The organism is Thalassomonas actiniarum, from assembly GCF_000948975.2.
Taxonomy (GTDB): domain Bacteria; phylum Pseudomonadota; class Gammaproteobacteria; order Enterobacterales; family Alteromonadaceae; genus Thalassomonas; species Thalassomonas actiniarum.
Genome location: NZ_CP059735.1, coordinates 3,868,844 through 3,890,343 on the forward strand (window position 1 = coordinate 3,868,844; position 21,500 = coordinate 3,890,343).

The window sequence follows — 21,500 nt, forward strand, 5'->3', positions numbered from 1 at the left end:
GCAATTTTGTAATCATATTCAGCAGACGGACTTATCTTAATCCGGGTGGCTGGCTTATTGGCAAAGTAGCGACATATAAAGCAGTGTCCACCAAAGTCAGTCACTTTAACGAGTCAAGCACCGCTGAATAGCAGGCACAGCATATTATATTTGCTGAGTGCATAAAGACAATTAATCACGCCCGCCAAAGATCCGGTGAGCGTGGGAAAATACAATCAGAATTTATACTAACAGCTTACCCGGCAACAAGGGCCGGGTAAGATTGACAACCGTGAGGCTGACAAGCTGCTGTTACCATGGCGAAAGATTGCTTTGTGTATTAAGCAAGTAGCATGCTGTGACTAAAAAAAGAGTCACGCACACTATGAAACGTATGTTAATTAACGCTACACAGTCGGAAGAATTACGTGTAGCCCTGGTTGATGGTCAGCGTCTTTACGATCTTGATATCGAAAGTCCCGGCCACGAACAAAAAAAATCCAATATCTACAAGGCAAAAATCACCCGCATTGAGCCTTCTTTAGAAGCCGCTTTTGTCGATTACGGCGCCGAAAGGCACGGTTTCTTACCGATGAAAGAGATTGCCCGCGACTACTTCCCTAAAGGTTATACCTTCCAGGGGCGCCCGAATATCAAAGAAGTGTTACGTGAAGGCCAGGAAGTCATTGTCCAGATCGATAAAGAAGAACGCGGCCAAAAAGGCGCGGCGTTAACCACCTTTATCAGTCTTGCCGGCAGCTATCTGGTACTGATGCCCAACAACCCCAGAGCCGGTGGCATCTCCCGCCGCATCGAAGGGGATGAGCGCACCGAACTCAAAGCCTCTTTAAGCAAACTTGACCTGCCTAAAGGCATGGGCCTGATTGTACGCACCGCAGGCGTGGGAAAATCCTACGAAGAGCTGGAGTGGGATTTAAGCGTGCTGCTGCACCACTGGAAAGCCATTGACGATGCCGCCAAGAGCCGCCCTGCCCCCTTCTTGATCCATCAGGAAACCAATTTGATCTTACGGGCGATCCGCGATTACCTGCGCCGCGATATCGGCGAGGTCTTGATTGACCGTCCGAAAATTTACGAAAGTGTGAAAAAGCACATTGAAGTGGTGCGTCCCGACTTTTTAAGCAAGGTGAAACTTTATAATAACGATGTGCCGTTATTTACCCACTACCAGATTGAAACGCAAATAGAATCGGCGTTCCAACGGGAGGTGAGATTACCTTCCGGCGGTTCAATCGTCATTGATCCCACCGAAGCCATGACCTCCATCGATATCAACTCCGCCCGGGCAACCAAAGGCGGCGATATCGAAGAGACCGCCTTTAATACCAACTTAGAAGCGGCAGAAGAAATTGCCCGTCAGTTAAGGCTGCGGGATTTAGGCGGCCTGGTGGTGATCGACTTTATTGATATGACACCGGTACGCCATCAACGGGAAGTTGAAAACCGCATGCGCGAAGCCGTGCACCAGGACAGGGCCCGCATCCAGTTGGGACGCATTTCCCGTTTCGGCTTGCTGGAAATGTCCCGCCAGCGTCTGCGTCCGTCTATCGGCGAAACCAGCCAGGGCATTTGTCCGCGCTGTAACGGTACCGGTCACGTACGCGGTATAGAATCTCTGGCGCTGTCCATTCTTCGCTTAATGGAAGAAGAGGCGATCAAGGAAAATACCCTGCATGTACAGGCCCAGGTACCGGTACCTGTTGCCACTTACCTGTTAAACGAAAAACGACGCTCGGTATTTCATATTGAGAAACACCACAACGTCCATGTACTGATCATCCCTAACCCCCATATGGATACACCGCAATACGAAGTATTAAGGGTCCGTAAGGATGAATCCGTTGATGATGCCAGCTATGAGCTGCCAATCCAACAGGCGAAAACCGAAGAAGCGGTCATGCCCAAGTTTAATAAAGAAGCCAGCAAAAGAGATGAGCCTATTGTTCAGGGACTCTCTGCTCCTAAACGGGCTCCGGCATCAGCAGAAAAAGTACCGGCAGCGAAAGCCAAAGAACAACAATCGGAAGGTGTTTTTTCCGGCCTGTTCAACTGGCTGAAAAAGCTGTTTGCTGCACCTGAAACACCGGTAGCAGAGCCTGCCCCGGTAGAGAAAAAGCCGGCCAAAGCAGAAGAACAGCAGGAAAGACGTCCTCGCCGTAACCGTCAGTCACAGCGTAAGAACCGTCGCAGCGGTGATAAAGCCGATAACAGAGCTGATAACAAAGACTCTCGCGATAACCGTGACAGCCGTGACAATAGAGAAAGCCGTGAAAACCGCGATTCCCGTGACAGCAACAGGGCAAAACAGCAAGGGCGTAAGGCTGAGCAGAGTAAAACGCAAAAGCCAAAAGAAGAAAAAGTGGCCGAGCGTCGTCAGCGTCGCAGTAACCGTAAAAAGATACGCATCAAAAATGCCGCAGAGACCAGCACTGAAAACCTCGCCGCTCAACCCATTCCTGAGGCGGTAGCAGCTAAGGACAAAGCCCCGGCGAAAAGCGAAGAGAGCTCCCCTGCTGTTACAGCGCAAGCCGGTGTTGAGGTTCAAGCGGAAGAAAACGTGGAAAAAGCCGGCCGTGAAGAAAGACCTAGAAACCGTCGTTCTCCAAGGCATTTACGCTCCCATGGACAACGTCGTCGTCGTGCAAATAGCGATAGCGAGCAGCAAGCCAGCAACGGCGAAGCCGTAGCGAGTAATGAAGTGAGTGAAGATCCAGTCGTTTCCCGCTACCCTGAGCAGGTACCAGCCAGCACCAAGGCAACAGCACCTGGTGTAGACGCAGCAGAGGCAACGCCGAAAGTTGAAGCTCAAGCCGCTGAAGCAACAGATACTGCTCCAGTAGTTGAAGCAGCAGAAACTGCCCCGGAAGTTGAAACTCAAGCCGTTGAAGCGGCAGAAACCGCCCCGGTAGTTGAAACTCAAGCCGTTGAAGCGGCAGAAACCGCCCCGGTAGTTGAAACTCAAGCCGTTGAAGCGGCAGAAACCGCCCCGGTAGTTGAAACTCAAGCCGTTGAAGCGGCAGAAACCGCCCCGGTAGTTGAAACTCAAGCCGTTGAAGCGGCAGAAACCGCCCCGGTAGTTGAAACTCAAGCCGTTGAAGCGGCAGAAACCGCCCCGGTAGGTGAAACTCAAGCAGCAGAAACCGCACAGGTTGTTGAAACTCAAGTAGATGAAACAGCAGAAACTGCCCCGGTTGTTGAAGCCCGGGCAGATGAAGCAACAGAAACTGCCCCGGTTGTTGAAGCCCAGGCAGATGAAACAGCAGAAACTACACCGGTTGTTGAAGCCCGGGCAGATGAAGCAGCAGAAACTGCATCGGTTGTTGAAGCCCGGGCAGATGAAGCAACAGAAACTGCCCCGGTAGTTGAAACTGAAGCAGTTGAAGCAGCAGAAACGGCGCCGGTTGTTGAAGCCCAGGCAGATGCAGTAACCCCTGAGCCGAGCGAAGAAGTACAGCAGCAGCTGCCGCTTGAAGAAGTCTCGGCTGAACAGCCACAAGCAAGTGAAACTCAAACGAGCGAGCAACGTGCGAAAAAAGCAGACTCAGCAGAGAAGAAAGCGGTGAAAAAACCGGCCAAAGCGAAGAAAAAGCGCCTGAAAGCCAATGGCGACACTCGCTTGAAAGGTAAAGCCTCTTCACCTATGACCAAGCCTGTGACCATTAATACCGTTAATGAGCTGCCCACGGCCTTCTTCGCCGCCGAAGACAGGAAAAGGGCATTAACTTCGGGTAAAAACGCCATTGCTGCGGATGCCACCAGCCGAAGTGCTGCCGGTCCGACTAAACCTTAAAGGGTATTCGGAGCTCAGGCAAACAGCCAAATAAATTTGAAGGTAAGAATAAAATCCCTGACTGTTGATGCAGTCGGGGATTTTTTATAACCGCAAACTATATGCTCTAGTCCAGTGTTGTTGCCGTTTCACTCAAGCAAGGCTCTTCAACGGTATTAGGCATATCTATACCATAAATACTGACCCGGTTACGTCCCGAGCTTTTCGCATGATACATGGCCTCATCTGCTGCTTTAACAATTTCATTTAAACTATAAGAGCCATTTTCCGACGAGCAGATACCAAAACTGGCAGAAATCTTAAAGTTATAGCCGGTTTCAACCGTTGAGATCTCACTGATCACACTGCGGCATGATTCCGCCAATTCATAAGCTTTATCATTATCACAACCGGGTAAGAGAATGGTAAACTCTTCCCCGCCAAAACGACCAAAAATGTCATTTTTACGGCAGAGTTTCTGACAGGTCATGATGGTATTTTTCAAGACCCAGTCTCCTACCTGATGGCCATAAGTATCATTGATAGCTTTAAACTCATCTAAATCAAATAAAATCAAACTAATAGGCTGACCGCTTTGGTGGCAATATTTGATAGCGGTATCGGAAAGTTCATTAAAGCAGCGACGATTGAGAATACCGGTCAGTTCATCGTATTCCGCCATTTTTTTCAACCTTCGCTGAGTGAGTTTTGACTTATAGGTCCAATAAGCCAAGATCGCGACAATCAGCATAAGCGACAGGATCAAGAGCTGGTCTTTTTCTCTGGTACGTTCATTGAGCACTTTCTCCAATAACAGCCTTCTATTTTGTTCATCCAATAATTTGATCCTCAAGTTTTTTTGCTGGTTATTTTCTTCCGCTATCTGGTAAGTAATGCTGCGCTTATTCAAATCATCATTATAAAGTTTATCGTGGGCCATGTAGAGCTCATGATATTTTAGCGCTAACGCAAGGTTGTTATTTTTCCGATTAATCTGGTACAGAATTTTACTGGCCCTGACAATAGACATAGAGCTGTGATCCGCCCTGATCCTTTCAATAACCATATTGGCATAGCGCTCTGCCTCAGCAAAATTCCCCAAGTCAAAATACGCCTGGGCAATGAAAGAGTTAAAGCGGCTGATGAGTAAATAATATTCGGTCCGTTTTACCGAAGGTAATTGCCGTAAAAGCAAATCAAGCGCCAACTGGGGTTTATTTTCATTTAAATATAACTCCGCAATAATCACGTAAATAAAATTAGACGCCATCGTCTCGCCAACGGTTTCACAATGGCTGACATTGATATTCTTGATGCCTTCCACCGTCAGCTGCTTTAAAAAGAAATTAGACTCTACCGTCAACATATTCGCCAGGCACATGTGGCGCAGTGAAGGGTTGCTTGCCTGTAATTTCGAGGCATATTGTTGGCTTAAGTGATAAATTGAAAGACGGTTATAAAAATTTGCCACCGCAAAGAGTGCGTCCGGATAACTTGTTTTTCCCTTCATTTCATTAAGCTGCGGTAACAACTTATTCAGGACAGTAAAGCCTTCACTGTAATTTTCGCTGGTGGAATAAATATTAACTTTGGTAATAATGGCCCTGTGCTTTAAAACGGTATATTCATCTTGTTTAATAACTTTATTTAATAGCGTCAGCGCCGCCTGCACATCTCCGCCGATCACTTTCTGGTATCCCATAAAGTAGGCTAAATAAAGCGCTTGCTCCTGAGATAACAAAGCTTGTTTTGTCCTTAATTTTGCAACAATCGAGTTAAATAATTTGCGATCTAAGGTCCGTTGTTTATCCGCCTGATAAATAAGCCGCTCAATTTCTCTGTATTGTTCAAACCTGTCGATAAAGTAATTTTTCTGCGCCGCACTCTCAAAGCATAAGCACAATAAGATATAAGTGCAGAATGAAGAAATTCTAGGCAACATCATCCTGCACTTATGACAAGACAGAAAGTTCAATCGCTTATCCCTAAGCGACTTGTCTGCATCTGCTGTCTTCAGGTACAGCCGTTAGCGGTCCTATGTCGGCCTTATTCTCAACACTAAAGTCATCCGGAACATCCGTTATCGAAATGTAACAACATGCACTGGTGCCAGCCCCAGCTAATAAGCTAATTTCCTTAGCATTATCAGAGATAAGCACAGAGCAGATATCATGATTAAAATTCGCTTGCCGTAACAAAATAGAACTATCTTTAAGGACTTCGGTGTTTAGCGAGGCATTACAGCCAATATTTTCAAGTATTCCAATTACGTCAGACATAATAAATCCTTATAAGTATATTATTAAATCAACTCATTATCTTAAGCCGATTCTTGCTCACCCTGCTTAGGTTCATCTTCAGCGGGTTTATTATCATCTTTTGGCATTTCATGCTCCTTTGCAGGCGCAGAGACATAGCAGATGATATCCTTTTTGTTATCAGACAACTGCGCTAATTCTGATTTATCGTTGGCAATCAATACTTTTCGTATAACGGCAGGTACACGCATTTCGGTTAACTGTAACTCACAGTCTACTTCAGTCGAATATTTTAAATTCGACTGCTGACCAATTTTTTCCAGTACATCCGTTATGCTATTCATAATATCTCCTTAACTCAGTTGACTAAAAATGAAATATTTTTAACTAATTGAACTATAAGATTAATTTCCTCCTCTTTTGGTTGATAGATTAGACAAGCTTGATATTTTTGTGATCCTTGTCGATGGCATCTAATCGCTGTAAAACTTCCATATTGCGAATAAGCTCCTGGCAGGGAGGAATAACTAAGGTGGTATAACCATGAATCTCTGCATGGAGCAAGGATGACAAGGGAAGACTCTCGATACGATGGCTGTGAATAGGTAAGGTCGGCGCCTCGTATAATATCACTTGGTGATCTTTAGGATAGTGAAGGGATAATATATCTATCAGTACCTGACGGTAACTCTCACCGGTGGAAAACTTACTTAAAGAAAGATCACCGGCTATGCCTACCTGCCATAAGATCAAGTACGCAGAGGGATCTATGATGCGTTTATAGAACATAAACTGGCTGGCTTCAAAATGACTGCAACCAAATTGTCCCGGGTCTATGGCAAGATCTGAAAACAGACAATCTTCGGCTGAAATCCCCGGCTCCATTTTCCCGTAATATCCCAAAGCCCTGGCCTGTTCAATGACCTTGTGGGGCACACAGGCAAAAACCCCGGGATGGCCATAAAAGGCACCGACAACTTTTTTCCCCGCTTTAACTTCTGCTATCATGGCAGCAACCATAGCGTTATAGGAAACCAGCCGGGACGTACCTTCATGGTAATAAGGTTGCAGGCTGCGCACATCAGGATTCATTTGACCGATCCACTGTTCAACCAGGCCGTCTGAAACAAGAGAAAAGACCACATCGGCCTGTTCAATATAACTTCTCGATAACGGACTTAAATGGGAGCCCAGAGTCATACCTACGCCAACACAAACGATACTTCCTTGTTGTTCATTCATTTTAACCACCTATTGTTCTTGTTCTTTTTATGCCATTGCTAAAGGCTTATTAACTCGCACACCAGTTAAATACCTGGTTTAGCTTGCTGAACCGAATAAAATTGATTGTTAAAAAAACTACCTTGTTATTTCCATCCTAAAGTTAAAGCACAGTTAATGTTATTAAAGCCAGGAAACGCTTAGGATAGTTATCGGGAAGTTTGCTAGTGGTATTGAAAGAAAATATCAGTATTAACGGCACTATTTCACGAAAGAGTATAATAAAACATCGATATAAGTCTTAAAATAACCGGGATATCAAGAGCTCCCTCTCTTAATCTAAACTGACAGGTCCTAGCCCGAGGACAGATGCCACTAAGTTTAGGTCAGATCATAACCATGTCAAATGCAATCACACCATAATCCCTTAAAAAAACTAGGGTTATTTAAGGGATTAACTAGAATGATCCACTTTAATTTATTTTACAACTGCTTGCATTTTTTCCCAGGCGAAAGTATCACCTGCCTTTTAAGGAAATAATGAAAAATTTACCTGTGAACCGAAAAGCAATGGTGCAGCTGTAATGAAATACTGACAGCCGACTAAACTAAAACCAGACACAATCGCTTTATTGTCTTAACTTGTCCCTCACCTTTTATAGTGGCATCAACTCCAGTACCAATAACTGCTTTGCCCGGCAAGGTTTGCCCAACAAATATCCCTGGGCAAAATCACAATTGAGGCTTTTTAACAAATGCAGTTGCTCCTGGGTTTCCACTCCTTCAGCCACCACAGTTAAATTCAGGCCATGAGCCATGGCAATAGCAGCATTGACTAACTTTCTGTCGGTTGACTCTGTGGTAATGCCCTGGACAAAACTACGGTCTATTTTAAGGACATCAAACGGATACTGGCGCAAATAATTTAATGATGAATAACCGGTACCAAAATCATCCATTGAAAGATAAATGCCTAACACACTTAATGCCGACAATGTTTTTTTGATATAGGAATGGCCACTCATCAGCACGCCTTCAGTGATCTCCAACTCCAGACAATTGGCAGCAACCCCGGCCTGAATCAGTGCCTGCTCAATCATATCCACCAGTTTAATATCCCTGAACTGCCTCGGAGATAAATTTACCGACATTTTTAACGCTCGATGATGGCGCTGCTGCCAGCTGGCCAGTACAGATAAGGCTTGTGTCAGCACAAATTGCCCAATATCAATAATCAAACCGGTTTGCTCTGCAATGGGAATAAACTCTACCGGGGATACCTGACCCAGTTTAGGGTTATACCAGCGTAATAAGGCTTCGGCCCCGATTATCTCACCACTGTTAACCTTTACCTGCACCTGGTACACCACTTCAAATTCCTGACGCTGCAAGGCGCCACGAATTGCTTGTTCCAGCTCAAGCCGCCTGGAGACATCCCGGTTCATTTTTTCGTTAAAATACGAATAAGTATTTCGCCCTAGGGCTTTTGCCTGGTACATCGCCATATCGGCATTACGCAACAAGGTAGAAGAATCACGGCCGTCCTCAGGATAAACGGCTATGCCGGCGGTTGCCGTGAGAATGAGCTCACGACTGTCAATGTAAAACGCCCGGTGAAATTGTTGCAGCATTTTTTCAACGATAGCTTTGGCATCTACGCCTCCCGACAAGCCGCCCAGCAAGATAATAAACTCATCACCGCCAAGACGACCGACCACATCAACCTGACGTATTACGCCCTGTAAACGCCCGGCGGCTTCAACCAGTACTTTGTCGCCAACTTCATGTCCCAGGGAGTCATTAATTTTTTTGAAATCATCTAGATCAATAAACAGCACCGCAACTTGATGACCCGATCGCTGTGCTTCATTTAACATTTGCGCCAGCCTTTCAAGTGCCAAAAAACGGTTCGGTAACCGGGTTAAGGCATCATAATGGGCTTGATGCTGGATCTTTTCTTCCGCCAGTTTTCTTTGGGTAATATCCGTGGAAATACCGCACACGGCATATATCTCCCCCCGGGCATTTTTCAAGGGGAATTTCACCGAAAGAAAGACTTGGCGTTTATTGGCCGTAAGCACCGTTTCTTCCGATTCCACCGGCTGGTTAAGGTTGATGGCTTTTAGATCATTTCGGCGAAATTTCCGGGCAACTTCCTCCGGGAATAAATCAAAATCCGTTTTCCCCTGTATTTCACTTTCGCTGACATCAAAACACAATTCATAGGCCCGGTTAATCGACAAGTAATGCCCGCTGAGATCTTTAGTATAAATAACAGAAGAGGTATTATTGAGCAAATCTCTTTGCCTTTGCTCCGTTTCAAGCAAGGCCTGCTCGGCTTTTTTTCTGCGGGTGACATCTAAAATAATCGAATAAAGGAAAGTTTTATCCTCTACCGTGATAGGACCGGAATATACTTCAACATCCCGTATATCGCCGCTGGCCAAACGATGACGAAAATTATGAAAAACACGGGCTTCTTTTTTAGCTAACAGCATTTCCTGCTTAACTTCTTCCTCTGTTAAGGTATTCAGCTCTGTGATCAACATACCGACAAAGGTTGCTTTATCATAACCATAAAACCTGAGCGCCGCTTCATTGGCCTCAAGGATACGTCCTTGAGCAGGGTCAATAATTAACTTAATCGCCTGATTTTTCTCAAACATTTGACGATATAATTGTTCATGCTTGCTCAAGGATAAGGAGACATTAAGGCGATCATTTGTAGCAACCATTTATCATCCTTAAGGTAAGCGCCGGCTTTACTGGAAAAAGTAATAATGAACTTGGCAGAAGAATTGACTTATCATTTAATAGCGATGATAAGAGTATAGAAATGATTTCCTTTCCCGGCATCAAGTTTAGCATTCTGCCAGAAAGGCTGTACAAACAGTAAGCTTCAAACAAGGTATCACCGGGAAATAGCCATATTTATTGCCTTTTACGCTAAACTAAACCAATTAACTGCTCCAGTTTATTCTTATTTCTTCTGGACAGCGTCAATTGCTCACCGGTTTTGATTATCACGGTATAATCGCCATTATCATTAGGATACAACTCACTAACACTGCTGCTGCGGATAATGGTGGACCTGTGAATACGCAAGAATTCCTTGGGATCAAGCTGCCTTTCTAAAGCGGTCAGGGTTTCCCTGTGTAAATAATGTTTACCTTCGAGCATATGGACATCGGCGTAATTACCCGCTCCGGTAATATAATTAACCTGATCAACATCTATTAACCGGATATGCCCGGGGTCTTTGATCACCAGGCGGCTCTTATAGGTTTTTTCTTGTTTGGTCATTAAATGCTGCATCAGGGAAACCATATCCTGCATCTGATTATCACGCTCTGTTTGCAGCTGGGCCTTCGCCTTATTGAAGGCACGAGAAAACCGCTTTGCCTCAAGCGGTTTTAACAAATAATCAACGGCATTAAGTTCAAAGGCATCAAGGGCATAGCCTTTATGGCTACTGACAAAGATAACCTGGCATATTTCAGTTAACGCCCGCGCCAGTTCCAGCCCGTTAATCCCGGGAATTTCAACATCAAGGAAAATAATGTCCACCTGCTGCTTCCGGCAGATCTCCAATGCCAGGCGACCCTCTTTAATGCCGGGCAGCACTTCGACATCAGCCTCATTTTCAAGTAATTGCACAATACTCTCCTGTGCAACGACTTCTCTGTCTGCCACTAAGACTTTCAGCATTTCCCTCCCCCCATCTAATAAAGATAAAGTCCCCGACAAGATCTCAATCTCCGGGTAAAAAGATGCGATTAAGCTATGACATCAGCCCACTGCCACTTTTCAGCCCGCACAATAAGTCTTGCCGTCGGCAGAGAACCGGGCGGACAAACATAAAGGCAACAACTAAAAAATGGAGAAAGAGGCCGGCCAGTGGGAATAGCGTCTGATAACGGCAAGCAACTTGAGTCCAATCTCTGCCTAAACACAGATCGATTGAAAAGCCAGCGTTTAACCGACAAATTAACTTGTTATTAGCCCCATTGGCAACATAGATCATCGTCAACAAAATCACCTACTGTCACAGGTAAGCATTCATTTCTTAGACAACATGTAATCGTGATGTAAACCAATTGCATCAAAGGTAAATGAGCACTAAAAAAATTATAAAAAACAGGCTGATTTTTCCCCTTATCGACAGGCGAAATCAACCGTTTTCAATCACCGCCATCCACACCTCAATAACAACCGCTCATCACATAGTTTCTGTCATTAGTGTATCGACTAGTGTTGTTGGCACTCTATAAAGCTAGCTTAACAACAGGTAAAAATAAAATTGTATTAGCTGTTTTTTATCTCTTTATTTGTCGATAAAACAAAATATTAATGGAGAAAGTCATGTATATAAGCTCCAAAGTTGCCAGAGCCGTTAAGCTTGCCCTGATATTTGGCACAGCTTCTACCGCTCTGTTAACACCCACCAGTCTCTTGGCAGAAGAAGCACAGGCAGAACAAGAAGTAGAACGAATCGCAGTCACTGGCAGCCGTATCCGCCGTCCGGGCGCGGTATCAGCCAGTCCTATTCTTTCTATGGATTCAGAAGAAATGAGTTATATGCAGGAACCTGAAGTTGAAAAGGTCCTGCGGGTCTTACCCGGTACTACTCCCGGGGACGGCTCCAATGCCAATAACGGTACGGCAGGTGCCGCCACCGTCAATTTACGCGGACTAGAGCCCGAACGTTCACTGGTCTTAATGAATGGCAGGCGACTAGTGCCCTTTAACTATGATGGCCAGGTAGACACCGCCACTATACCCACGGCCTTGGTTGATCGGGTTGACTTGGTCACAGGCGGCGCTTCTGCAGTATATGGCTCAGATGCCATTGCCGGAGCCGTCAACTTCATTATGAAGAACAATTTTGAAGGGGTGGCCCTGGAATATAATTTTTCCGAAACCGAAGAAGGTGACGGCACCCGGGATACCATTTCTTTAACCTTAGGCTCTAATTTGGAAGATGGCCGGGGTAATGTCGCGGTATCCGCCAGCTGGATGAGCCGGGAAGCCATTATGCTCGGAGATCGCGATTTAGGTTTACTCGGCATTGACACCGCCAGTGGCGCCGGTTATGAGCAGTTTCAAAATGGCGAGCCGCCGGTCGATCCCGTTGCCGGCTGTGGTGGCCCCAATACCGTCGATTTTGTCCAGGGCTCAGGCTCGACCACGTCCATTCCCACCCGATTTGCCATAGTCGGCGCCGGTGCCGCCGCTTCCGGGCAATTCAGGGATGACGGTACTATCGGTGAAGAATGTAGCCGTTTTAACTTTAACCCTTTTAATTTCTACCAAACCCCGCAGGAAAGATACAGCGCCACCGCCATCGCCCATTATGATATTAATGACGATGTGCGCGCCTATACCACATTTAATTACAGTAAGGTCCGCGTAGATGCCCAGGTCGCACCCTCCGGAACTTTTGGTGCCTCTTTTGACTTACCCCTGGCCAACCCCCTTATTGGCGATCAGGCACGCCAATGGATGATAGATGCCGGTAACACCGCCCTGGGCAATGGCTTATTGGAGGACGGAGGCAGCTGGAATGACGTTAACGGCAATGGCGTAGTTGATAGCGAAGATTACCTGACGGTACAACTGCGCAGACGTACCGCAGAATTAGGCGCCCGCACAGAGCTTTATGATACCGATCAGTTCCAGATACTGGCAGGGTTTGAAGGCACGCTTTACGAAGACTGGGGATTTGATATCTCCTATCAATATGGCGAGTCTAACCGGGTCACCACCCGCGGCGGTTACACTAACCTGACCAATGTGCAAAATGCCTTAGACAGTGTTGATGGCGTCACCTGTGCCAACGGCGACACCAATTGTGTGCCTATCAACTTATTTGGCGGTTTTGGTACCATCACCGATGAAATGGCAGCTTATGCCCAGGCCATCGCCCTGCAAACCCAAAGATATGAGCAAACCGTGGCTCAGCTGGTGATCGACGGGCCGATAGAATTTATCGAAGTACCTGGCGTAGGAGAACCTTTGTCTATCAGCATAGGTTTCGAACACAGGCAGGAAAAAGGTACCTTAACCCCGGATGAATGTTTAAAACTTGCCCCGGCAAGCTGTCAGGGCGGCGCCGGCGGTAACTTATTGCCGATTTCCGGCGGCTATAAGGCGGATGAAATCTTCTTCGAAGGTATACTGCCCATTTTTGACGGTGCAGAATATGCCGATACCCTGGATTTAGAGTTCGGTTACCGCGCCGCCGATTATGACTCGGTCGGCAATGTCAGTACCTGGAAACTGGGCTTTAGCTGGCGGCCTGTGGATGATTTATTAATTCGTGTGATGCAGCAATCGGCTACCCGGGCGCCAAATGTCGGTGAAATAGCCTCTCCCGTGGTCACGGGACTGGATAATGCCCTGCAGGACCCCTGCTCTGTCGCCAATGCCGCCAATATTGACGACACCCTGCGCCAGTTATGTATTTCAACCGGCATGACAGACGCCCAGGTCGGTCAGGTACAGGATGTTATCTCGGGACAAATCAACTCCATCGACGGCAGTGACCCCGCCAACCTCCCCTCCGAAGAAGAGGCCGATACCTTTACCGCAGGTTTTGTCTGGAGCTCAGACTTCCTCGATGACTTTACCATCACAGTCGATTATTACGATATCGATATTGATGATGTTATCGGTGAATTCACCGCCCAGGAAGTCCTGGACGCCTGTTATATTAACGGACTGGCCAGCGAATGTGCAAAAATCAACCGTATCGGCGGCGACTTGACGGTAGCCGGCTCCGGGGTTGAGCTGTTCACCACTAACCTGAAGAATCAAAAAGCTGAAGGTATCGAAGTCGGCGTGAATTTTAACGTCAAACTCGGCGATATGGGAGACTTGGCCCTGTCCGCCAATATCAACAAATACCTGACCCATGAAAAACAGGCTTCTGATGTTCAGCCGGTTATCGACTGTAACGGTTATTTTGGTACCTCCTGTGATCCGGTATCCGAACTGCGCTGGGTACAAAGAACCACCTGGAGCTATGAAGACTTTACCGTTTCCCTGTTGTGGCGCCATATGAGCAGTATAGAGGTTGAACCATTCCAATATGCCGCAGCAACGGCTGAGGGCGGACCCGGCTACTTTGATGCCTTCAAGAAAATCGACAGCGCCGATTATGTCGATCTGTTCGCCAGTTATCACTACGGCGACCATATGAAGTTCACCTTCGGGGTCGATAACCTGTTCGAGGAAGATCCACCGGTAGTTGGCGGCGAGGCAGGTAGCACTCAGTATAACTCGGGTAATACCTTCCCCAGTAACTATGATGTGCTAGGCCGTCTCTATAAAGTGGGGGTTAAGTTTGAGTTTTAACTAAGCGCCTATACCACGCATAGTAAAACAGGGCCTGCTGGCCCTGTTTTTTTATGCATAAAATGAAACTTATAATGCGAACGCAATAAGGTTAACTTAACGCATCCAATAACCTCTGGTTGAAATTAACAAACTGCCCACTGCTGCTATCTAAAGCATCCTTCGCGTCAGCCAATACTTGCTCGGCAACACCGCTCATTAACTCTTTCAGGTTATTGCCTGCAAACAAATTATCGGCGAGGCTGGCGGCACTGTCCAAATCTTTTAAATATGGCGAAATAGCAGCAAAAGGCGACTCATGCTGCTGAGGCACACGGCCATAATGCTCGGTAACGGCGACTTGTTTCACTTCCTGGAAGTCAAAAGAGACCTGGGCAACCTGCTGATCGTCAAAACCAAGTTCATTGGCCTGTTGCCAGGCTTGTTCGATATCACCACTGAAAAACGTATCGGCAAGTTTGCCGATATCCTGCACCAGCGAACTGACGGCTTCGAGTTCTTCTTCATCAAGCTCACCTTCAATCTGTAAGCTGAACGACTGGCTCTGGCTAAAACTGATCTCCCGGCTGAACATGCCCTGTTGCTGCATACTCTGCTGATCTAAAGTCATCAGGCTGCCAAAATGAATATTAATATTATCCCCGTCCCGGGTCTGGATATTAATCGTGCCCTGCTCCTGCTCCAGCATATTTAACTGTTGACTGAGCAGGCCATTAGCCGCTAATCCCATATCACCTTGGCCAAGCCCATTCTCAGCGCCAGACTTTTCAGTACCAAACAATTCTTCTTCAAACTCATTAAGATCACTTTGCAGCAAATCGTAACTCTTGTTAATCCCCTGCTCCAGCTCTTCTGTCATCATGCCCAGGCCTTCTAATTCTTCCCGGGCCATACCAAAACCCTGTTCAATGCCCGAGCGGGCCTGGCTGAGCATATCGGCAAGTTTGTCATCATCGGCGCCATCGGCTTTTGCCAGCATAATGCCGCTGGAAACAAATTCCATGACATTTTCCGCCACCGCTTCAAAATCAAAGGAAAAAGGCTCTACTTCCATCTTATCCAGCTGGCGGGTTTGTTTTTCACTCAGCTGAATGCTTTGACGGCTTTCAAAAGTCACATTAAAAGAATCTCCCAGGGTGACATTACTTTTTAATGCCGACATCAAGGACTGTACCCCCAGGCGCAATTTATGCTGAGACGATACCCCGGCACTGACTTCATCCTGCCTGGTTGATAACTTATCGGCTTTATGTTCGCCGTCCCCTGTCCCCTGAGCTTTGCCCTGACCTTTATTCAAAGGGCGGTTAACTGGCTGATCTATTGGGTTAATGTTCATGTGAATAACCTGCGGTACCTTGGCCTTAGTAATACTGTATCGGCCCCATAAAACATAACTTAAGGGGAATTTGTCGTTTTTTTAATCTCGAAAGTATACACAAGAAGCCCGCTAAAGCGGAATGATTTTATTGGTAATTGGCAGGGAAAGAAGTCATCTGCTTGGCTATAGTAATAACGGTGCTTTAACATCAACAAAATCTGAGGGCCGCTGGCTCCAGAGCACAACATTTAAGGATAAATATGAGCACAGCGAGTAAAGCCTTGATCTCAGTGATCGCCTTTGTCATCTGCCTGGTAGTGATCCTACCCTTTTTCATCTCATCGGATGATATCCTGGCACAGGTGAGCAGCCAGGTGGAAAAACAAACCGGTCGCTCCCTGTTTATCGACGGAGAGAAAAAGCTCAGTCTTTTTCCTGCCCTAGTGCTCGAGCTTAACCGGGTCCGTTTTGCCAACCTGCCGCAGGGTTCAAGAAAAAACATGGTGACGATGACATCCATGCAAATTCATTTGCCCTGGATGTCCATTTTTTCAAAACAACTCAATATTGAAAAATTTATCGTCATAGAGCCGGATATCCTGCTGGAAGTCGACGATAAAGGAACAGCTAACTGGCAATTTCTCCCGGTAAACAATACCACTTTAAGCCAAAAGGCCAGTCCCCCCGGGCAAAAAACAACAAATGCGGTAACACCGCAACACCCGCCAATGTCCCTGCCCGAAGGTTTTGATTTGCAGTTAGGTCAGATAGAAATTCAAAACGGTACTATCACTTATCTGGACAAACGAAAAGAGGTTTCGCAGCAACGCATTAAACTCGACAAGCTCAATCTGGCCATTTTGCTGCCGTCACTGCACCAGGCATTAAAAATTAACGGTGAAATAAGTTATGCCGATCAAGTTTTTAGCTTAGCCAGTACCTTATCAACCCCCGTCGAGGCTTTAAACAGGCAAAGCTTTACCTTTTCCATCGCGTTAACTTCGACACTGGCAAACCTTAACTACAACGGAAAAATCACCAACCTTGGGGAAGACATCCGCGGGACACTCAATCTCTCAGGCGACTCAGTAAAAAAAATTGCCTTATGGCAAAAACTGCCGCTTGAGGCACAAGCGCAGGCTTTTAACCAGTTTTCCCTGATCGGCAATCTGCATTTAAACAACAATATCCTGCGTCTTGAACAGCTCAATGCCACTTTAGATGAGCTCTCGATAAATGGAGAAGCGGATTTACACTTGACCACGCCTCCCTATATCCGCAGCGATATTAATCTCGGTATACTGAATCTAACGCCTTATCTGCCCCCAAAAAATAAAGATGCCCCCGGCCTTAACACCGACAAAAGTCCGCCGCCCTCTCCGGCCGAAAAAGAGGGCCCCTCAGACAAACAAGCTCAGCCAATAGTTTGGGATAAAACCCCGATAGACCTGGCCGCTCTCGGGGCAGTCAACGCTGATATCAAGATAAGCTCTGAACAACTCCAGCTTAATGACATCACCCTGGGGACAAACCAGCTAAATATTTCCCTGAAAAATAAACGGGCAGAGATAGCGTTAACTCAATTTAGTGCCTATCAGGGCCAAGGCAAGGGCACAATCAAACTCAATGCCTCCACCAGCCCGTATCAGCTAAACACAGAGTTTTCACTTTCAGGTATTCAGGCTCAGCCACTGCTCAGGGATGTTATCGGTTTTGAACAGCTTATCGGTAGTGGCAAACTCAACTTCTCTTTCACCAGTCATGGCCAAAGCCTGAATGACTTTATCAACCAGCTTAACGGCACCGTCAGCACCGAGTTAAGCGATGGCGCCATAAAAGGCGTTAATCTCGGAGCGCTGGCCCGCAGTGCTAAAAACCTGCTTAGCGGAAACTTTGATAAAATGAGCCTGGATAAAGACTTCAGTCAGTCAGAAAAAACAGACTTTGCCGCCCTCAATGCCAGCTTTCAGTTTGCCCAAGGCATAAGCACGGATAATCAGCTAACCCTGGCAAACCCTTTTCTCAGGGTTAGCGGCCAGGGAAAAGTCAACCTGCCCGAAAGCCACTTAGACTATCGCCTTAACACCCGTTTGGTCAATTCAGCCAAAGGGCAGGCAAGCACGGAAAAAACGTCGGGATTAACCCTGCCGGTCAAAATCAAAGGTCCCTTCCATCAGCTGAAAATCAAGGCAGATCTTAAAAGTGAAGCCAGTGAGCAATTAAAACAAAAAGCAAAAGATAAAATTACAGACAAATTAAAAGATTTATTTGGAAATTAAGCTTTCTTTGACCCATAGTTAACGCACAAACAACTGAAAATATAAGTAAAAAGTAAAATCATGAAAAACTTAACCTGGAAAACATTCACAAAACGCTTGTGGTCTTCACTCACTGTTTTATGCGGTTTTTCTTTACTGCTTTGCTCACCGGCAAGCCTGGCGGAAACCCCGGATGCCAAAGTCCTGGTGGGAAATGCCTATTTCGGCGTTGATAGCCTCTACCTTACCACAGATAATGACAGAAAAGTGAACAACCCCACTAATACCAGCATTGATCATGGCTATGGTGCCGGGCTGCATTTTGGCTACCGGGTCAACCCGACCTTTGAAGTCAGGGGCTTTTGGAGTAACCTCAGCCTGGAAGTTGAAAATAACGGCAAGAGCCCGGACGGCCGGATGTTCGGCATCGATGGCCTGATATTTCCTGATGCCAAGAATGTGTATTTTATCACCGGCATCAATATGATGGACTTACAAGCACGGGATGTTGCCGTCAATCTCGGCGCCGGTTACCGCCATTATTTTCAGGATCATTTTGCCCTGCAGGCCGAAACCAAAGCATACTTTACCCCGGAAGAAAATCATACCGACTTTTCCCTGGGCCTAAGCCTGGTCTATTTCTTTGATACCAACAAGCCCAGGATAAGCAAACCCGTCGACAGTGACCGGGACGGCATCCCTGATAGCCGCGATCTGTGCCCTGCAAGCCCGCCAGGTGCCCGGGTTGATAATACCGGCTGCCCTGACAGCGATAATGACGGTATCGGCGATAATAAAGATCTTTGCCCGAATTCACCTGCCAACAGCAAGGTGAACAGCAAAGGCTGCGGTGATAACGACGGCGACGGGGTTGCCAATAATCTGGATAATTGCCCGACAACCCCGCAGGGTGAAAAAGTCGACAACAAGGGCTGCCCCCTATATCAGGACGAGACTGTCACCATAGAATTACTGGTGCAATTTGACAACAATAAGTCTGAGGTAAAGGCCCGTTATTTAAGTGAAATAGAAAAAGTGGCCCGCTTTATGAAACAATATCCCAAGACCCAAGTGGAACTGGCCGGGCATACTTCCGCCCTGGGGGATGAAAAATATAACCAGAGCCTATCCGAAAAACGCGCCCGGGCGGTAGCAAAGATCCTCACCGGGGAGTTTAATATCAGTCCAAGCCGGGTGAGCGCAAAAGGTTACGGCGAAAGCCGGCTGAAAAATCCCGATAACAGCCGGGAAGCCCATGCAGAAAACCGCCGTATGGAAGCGGTGATCACCACAGAAGTGAAACGTTCGAGAAAATAACAGACGCTTCAACAGCTTAAAAACGAATTAAGTCGGCACTGTGCCGGCTTTTTTATGGTAACTCGTGAATAATTTGCTATTCTATTAATCATATCAATAACATGAGTAGTTTATATGAAGCCTGGTTCCCGGATTAACAAAAAAAATATTATTGCGCTAATGTCAGTTTTATTGATATTGGTCATGCCGGCACAAGCAGAAGAAGATTGGTGGAACAGCGCCAAAAAGCTCATCAACGGTATTAAGGACAAAACCGTTGGCGCCAACCTCAGCGACGAACAGATCTCACAAGGGTTAAAGCAGGCGCTGAGCGTAGGCACAGATACCGTGGTTCGGGAATTACAGCAGCCGGGCGCCTTTAACAACAATCCCGATCGCCATATCAGCTTACCTACATCACTGAAAACCGTCACCAGTGCCTTAAGCAAAGTGGGCATGAGCTCACTGCCCAAAGAACTGGAGGCACGGCTCAACCAGGCGGCAGAGCAGGCAATGCCTGGGGCGGGGCCGATATTAAAAAATGCCATTGCCGAGCTTAAACTCGAAGATATCAAAAAACTCTATCGCGGCGGCAGTGATTCCGCCACCCGATATCTCGAACAATCCATGTCTGTCCCTATCAGTACTGCCATGATCCCGGTGATCAAACAAAGTTTATCCGGTGTCGGAGCTTTTGAACTTTATGAAAACATCATGAACAAATATCGCAACCTGCCTTTCGTGCCCGAACTGAATGATGCCGATGCCAACATGATACTTTCCCTGGTTCAGCAAAAAGCCATAGGCAGTATTTTTGATAATCTGGCAGCAGAAGAAATAGCCATACGTACAGATCCTAAAAAACAAAGCACCGAATTATTAAAACAGTTATTTTCTAAAAGCTGATCAATCAGTTGCGTGCCGGTCACCGGCGCGCTTTACCTGCCCCCCGGTTTCCCTCCCTTTCCTGTCAGCTAAGCTAATGGCTTAATATGCTTCTTTTATAGACGAAATTGTTATTTAATTTTAAATTAAAAGTCCTTATGATGTTATTGAGCTTAAATTTCGGACTTTCAGCGCTGCCTTTGAAATCTAAACAGCTGGTTAGAAGTAAAGGACAAAAACCGCGATGACAAATTAACCAAAATTTCAGCCTTTAGCATTAACAAGAAAAACAAACTGATAAGGTAAACACATGGACGTATTTAACAATTTCAGACCCTCACAAAACACCCTCAACCTTATATTCGAAGTCAAACCGCCGATAAGGAAAAATGCCCTCAACTTACGCCAGGTTTTTAAATACCTGACCCCGGAGAGCTGCCTGGAAAGTGGTAAACTGGACTATTCTCCTTTTCTTTTTCTCGACCATAACGCGAAATTACAGGTCTGCACCACCTATGACGGTGACTTTATCGATTATCTGCATAAGGTGATCAATCATCACTGTGATGTACTCAATGCGCTGTTAAGTTATGTACTGGTACCGCAAGACCTTATCCCGATAGAGCAGAATCAAGCTGCCTTTATCGATTATATCACCGCAATCAATGTCAAAGATCAGGTCTTTTACAGCGCCCATCCTGAGCCTAAAGTTGCCGAGATCATCAAAGATAAGCCTGAATATGATGTTGTCTGAGCCGACAAGGTCGCGGGGTAAATATGTTGAAAGCACACTTTCCCCTTAATCTGGGGTGACTGGAACTATAGGCCTTTTCTAAAAGGCCTGAAAGATAATTCAATGGCCAACGCTTACCCGGCTCACAGGCAAAAGCCACGGGGGCATCTGTCACCTGCAGTGAAGCGACCCGGTATCTAAACATTCGGGAATAAAATTCACCTGTTGCATCAATCATACAACAAGACATTTCCACTAAAACCATCGGCACTAAAGCCCGGATTGCCTCATGCCAGGTTTACCCTGATACTCGCGACAATCAACGGCCAACATCACATACAGACCAAGCGCATTATAACAAATCAGCCGTTTACCATAAGAGTCCAGGCTTTATGCTAGACTAAAG

Annotated in this window: 13 protein-coding genes; 6 read left to right on the forward strand and 7 right to left on the reverse strand. The window is 46.4% G+C overall.

What is annotated here, in order from left to right:
• The first annotated feature begins 364 nt into the window (after positions 1–364).
• Positions 365–3,790, forward strand: coding sequence for a ribonuclease E (gene rne / locus SG35_RS16850; protein ID WP_274055098.1), 3,426 nt, complete (start codon positions 365–367; stop codon positions 3,788–3,790).
• Positions 3,791–3,896: 106 nt separating this feature from the next.
• Here rne and SG35_RS16855 read toward each other — a convergent pair whose 3' ends face one another.
• The 6 genes from SG35_RS16855 to SG35_RS16880 all read right to left on the reverse strand — a co-directional run bounded on the left by SG35_RS16855 (position 3,897) and on the right by SG35_RS16880 (position 10,956).
• Positions 3,897–5,714 (reverse strand): GGDEF domain-containing protein, encoded by a 1,818-nt coding sequence (locus SG35_RS16855; RefSeq protein ID WP_084692572.1) that lies wholly within the window; start codon positions 5,712–5,714, stop codon positions 3,897–3,899.
• A gap of 40 nt (positions 5,715–5,754) precedes the next feature.
• Positions 5,755–6,048 (reverse strand): hypothetical protein, encoded by a 294-nt coding sequence (locus SG35_RS16860; protein WP_044831649.1) that lies wholly within the window; start codon positions 6,046–6,048, stop codon positions 5,755–5,757.
• 41 nt (positions 6,049–6,089) lie between these two features.
• Positions 6,090–6,371, reverse strand: a complete 282-nt coding sequence (locus SG35_RS16865; RefSeq protein ID WP_044831650.1) for a hypothetical protein — start codon at positions 6,369–6,371, stop codon at positions 6,090–6,092.
• Between the two features lie 88 nt (positions 6,372–6,459).
• Complete coding sequence (locus SG35_RS16870) at positions 6,460–7,269, reverse strand: SAM-dependent methyltransferase (RefSeq protein WP_044831651.1); 810 nt, start codon at positions 7,267–7,269, stop codon at positions 6,460–6,462.
• 635 nt (positions 7,270–7,904) lie between these two features.
• Positions 7,905–9,983, reverse strand: a complete 2,079-nt coding sequence (locus tag SG35_RS16875; RefSeq protein WP_044831652.1) for a sensor domain-containing protein — start codon at positions 9,981–9,983, stop codon at positions 7,905–7,907.
• Positions 9,984–10,194: 211 nt separating this feature from the next.
• Positions 10,195–10,956 (reverse strand): LytR/AlgR family response regulator transcription factor, encoded by a 762-nt coding sequence (locus tag SG35_RS16880; protein ID WP_044831653.1) that lies wholly within the window; start codon positions 10,954–10,956, stop codon positions 10,195–10,197.
• 654 nt (positions 10,957–11,610) lie between these two features.
• Between SG35_RS16880 and SG35_RS16885 the strand changes: the two genes are divergently transcribed.
• Positions 11,611–14,604 carry a TonB-dependent receptor domain-containing protein gene (locus SG35_RS16885; RefSeq protein WP_044831654.1) on the forward strand — a complete coding sequence of 998 codons (2,994 nt, stop codon included), beginning with the start codon at positions 11,611–11,613 and terminating at the stop codon, positions 14,602–14,604.
• 91 nt (positions 14,605–14,695) lie between these two features.
• On the opposite strand, the gene SG35_RS16890 is transcribed toward SG35_RS16885, so the two are convergent.
• Complete coding sequence (locus tag SG35_RS16890; protein ID WP_044831655.1) at positions 14,696–15,940, reverse strand: DUF5610 domain-containing protein; 1,245 nt, start codon at positions 15,938–15,940, stop codon at positions 14,696–14,698.
• A gap of 242 nt (positions 15,941–16,182) precedes the next feature.
• On the opposite strand from SG35_RS16890, the gene SG35_RS16895 reads away from it, so the two are divergent.
• From SG35_RS16895 to SG35_RS16910, 4 genes are all read left to right on the forward strand, one after another.
• Complete coding sequence (locus SG35_RS16895; RefSeq protein ID WP_044831656.1) at positions 16,183–18,201, forward strand: AsmA family protein; 2,019 nt, start codon at positions 16,183–16,185, stop codon at positions 18,199–18,201.
• 60 nt (positions 18,202–18,261) lie between these two features.
• On the forward strand, positions 18,262–19,497 hold the full coding sequence (locus tag SG35_RS16900) for an OmpA family protein (protein ID WP_053042868.1): 1,236 nt from the start codon (positions 18,262–18,264) through the stop codon (positions 19,495–19,497).
• A 183-nt stretch (positions 19,498–19,680) separates the two neighbouring features.
• Positions 19,681–20,382 carry a DUF4197 domain-containing protein gene (locus tag SG35_RS16905; protein ID WP_160298247.1) on the forward strand — a complete coding sequence of 234 codons (702 nt, stop codon included), beginning with the start codon at positions 19,681–19,683 and terminating at the stop codon, positions 20,380–20,382.
• 289 nt (positions 20,383–20,671) lie between these two features.
• Entirely contained in the window at positions 20,672–21,115 is a 444-nt protein-coding gene (locus SG35_RS16910) for a hypothetical protein (RefSeq protein ID WP_044831657.1), read from the forward strand.
• Positions 21,116–21,500 lie beyond the last annotated feature (385 nt).

Coding starts and splice junctions, on each gene's coding strand:
- rne (WP_274055098.1), top strand. CDS start 365: ATGAAACGTATGTTAATTAACGCTACACAGTCGGAAGAATTACGTGTA.
- SG35_RS16855 (WP_084692572.1), bottom strand. CDS start 5,714: ATGATGTTGCCTAGAATTTCTTCATTCTGCACTTATATCTTATTGTGC.
- SG35_RS16860 (WP_044831649.1), bottom strand. CDS start 6,048: ATGTCTGACGTAATTGGAATACTTGAAAATATTGGCTGTAATGCCTCG.
- SG35_RS16865 (WP_044831650.1), bottom strand. CDS start 6,371: ATGAATAGCATAACGGATGTACTGGAAAAAATTGGTCAGCAGTCGAAT.
- SG35_RS16870 (WP_044831651.1), bottom strand. CDS start 7,269: ATGAATGAACAACAAGGAAGTATCGTTTGTGTTGGCGTAGGTATGACT.
- SG35_RS16875 (WP_044831652.1), bottom strand. CDS start 9,983: ATGGTTGCTACAAATGATCGCCTTAATGTCTCCTTATCCTTGAGCAAG.
- SG35_RS16880 (WP_044831653.1), bottom strand. CDS start 10,956: ATGCTGAAAGTCTTAGTGGCAGACAGAGAAGTCGTTGCACAGGAGAGT.
- SG35_RS16885 (WP_044831654.1), top strand. CDS start 11,611: ATGTATATAAGCTCCAAAGTTGCCAGAGCCGTTAAGCTTGCCCTGATA.
- SG35_RS16890 (WP_044831655.1), bottom strand. CDS start 15,940: ATGAACATTAACCCAATAGATCAGCCAGTTAACCGCCCTTTGAATAAA.
- SG35_RS16895 (WP_044831656.1), top strand. CDS start 16,183: ATGAGCACAGCGAGTAAAGCCTTGATCTCAGTGATCGCCTTTGTCATC.
- SG35_RS16900 (WP_053042868.1), top strand. CDS start 18,262: ATGAAAAACTTAACCTGGAAAACATTCACAAAACGCTTGTGGTCTTCA.
- SG35_RS16905 (WP_160298247.1), top strand. CDS start 19,681: ATGCCGGCACAAGCAGAAGAAGATTGGTGGAACAGCGCCAAAAAGCTC.
- SG35_RS16910 (WP_044831657.1), top strand. CDS start 20,672: ATGGACGTATTTAACAATTTCAGACCCTCACAAAACACCCTCAACCTT.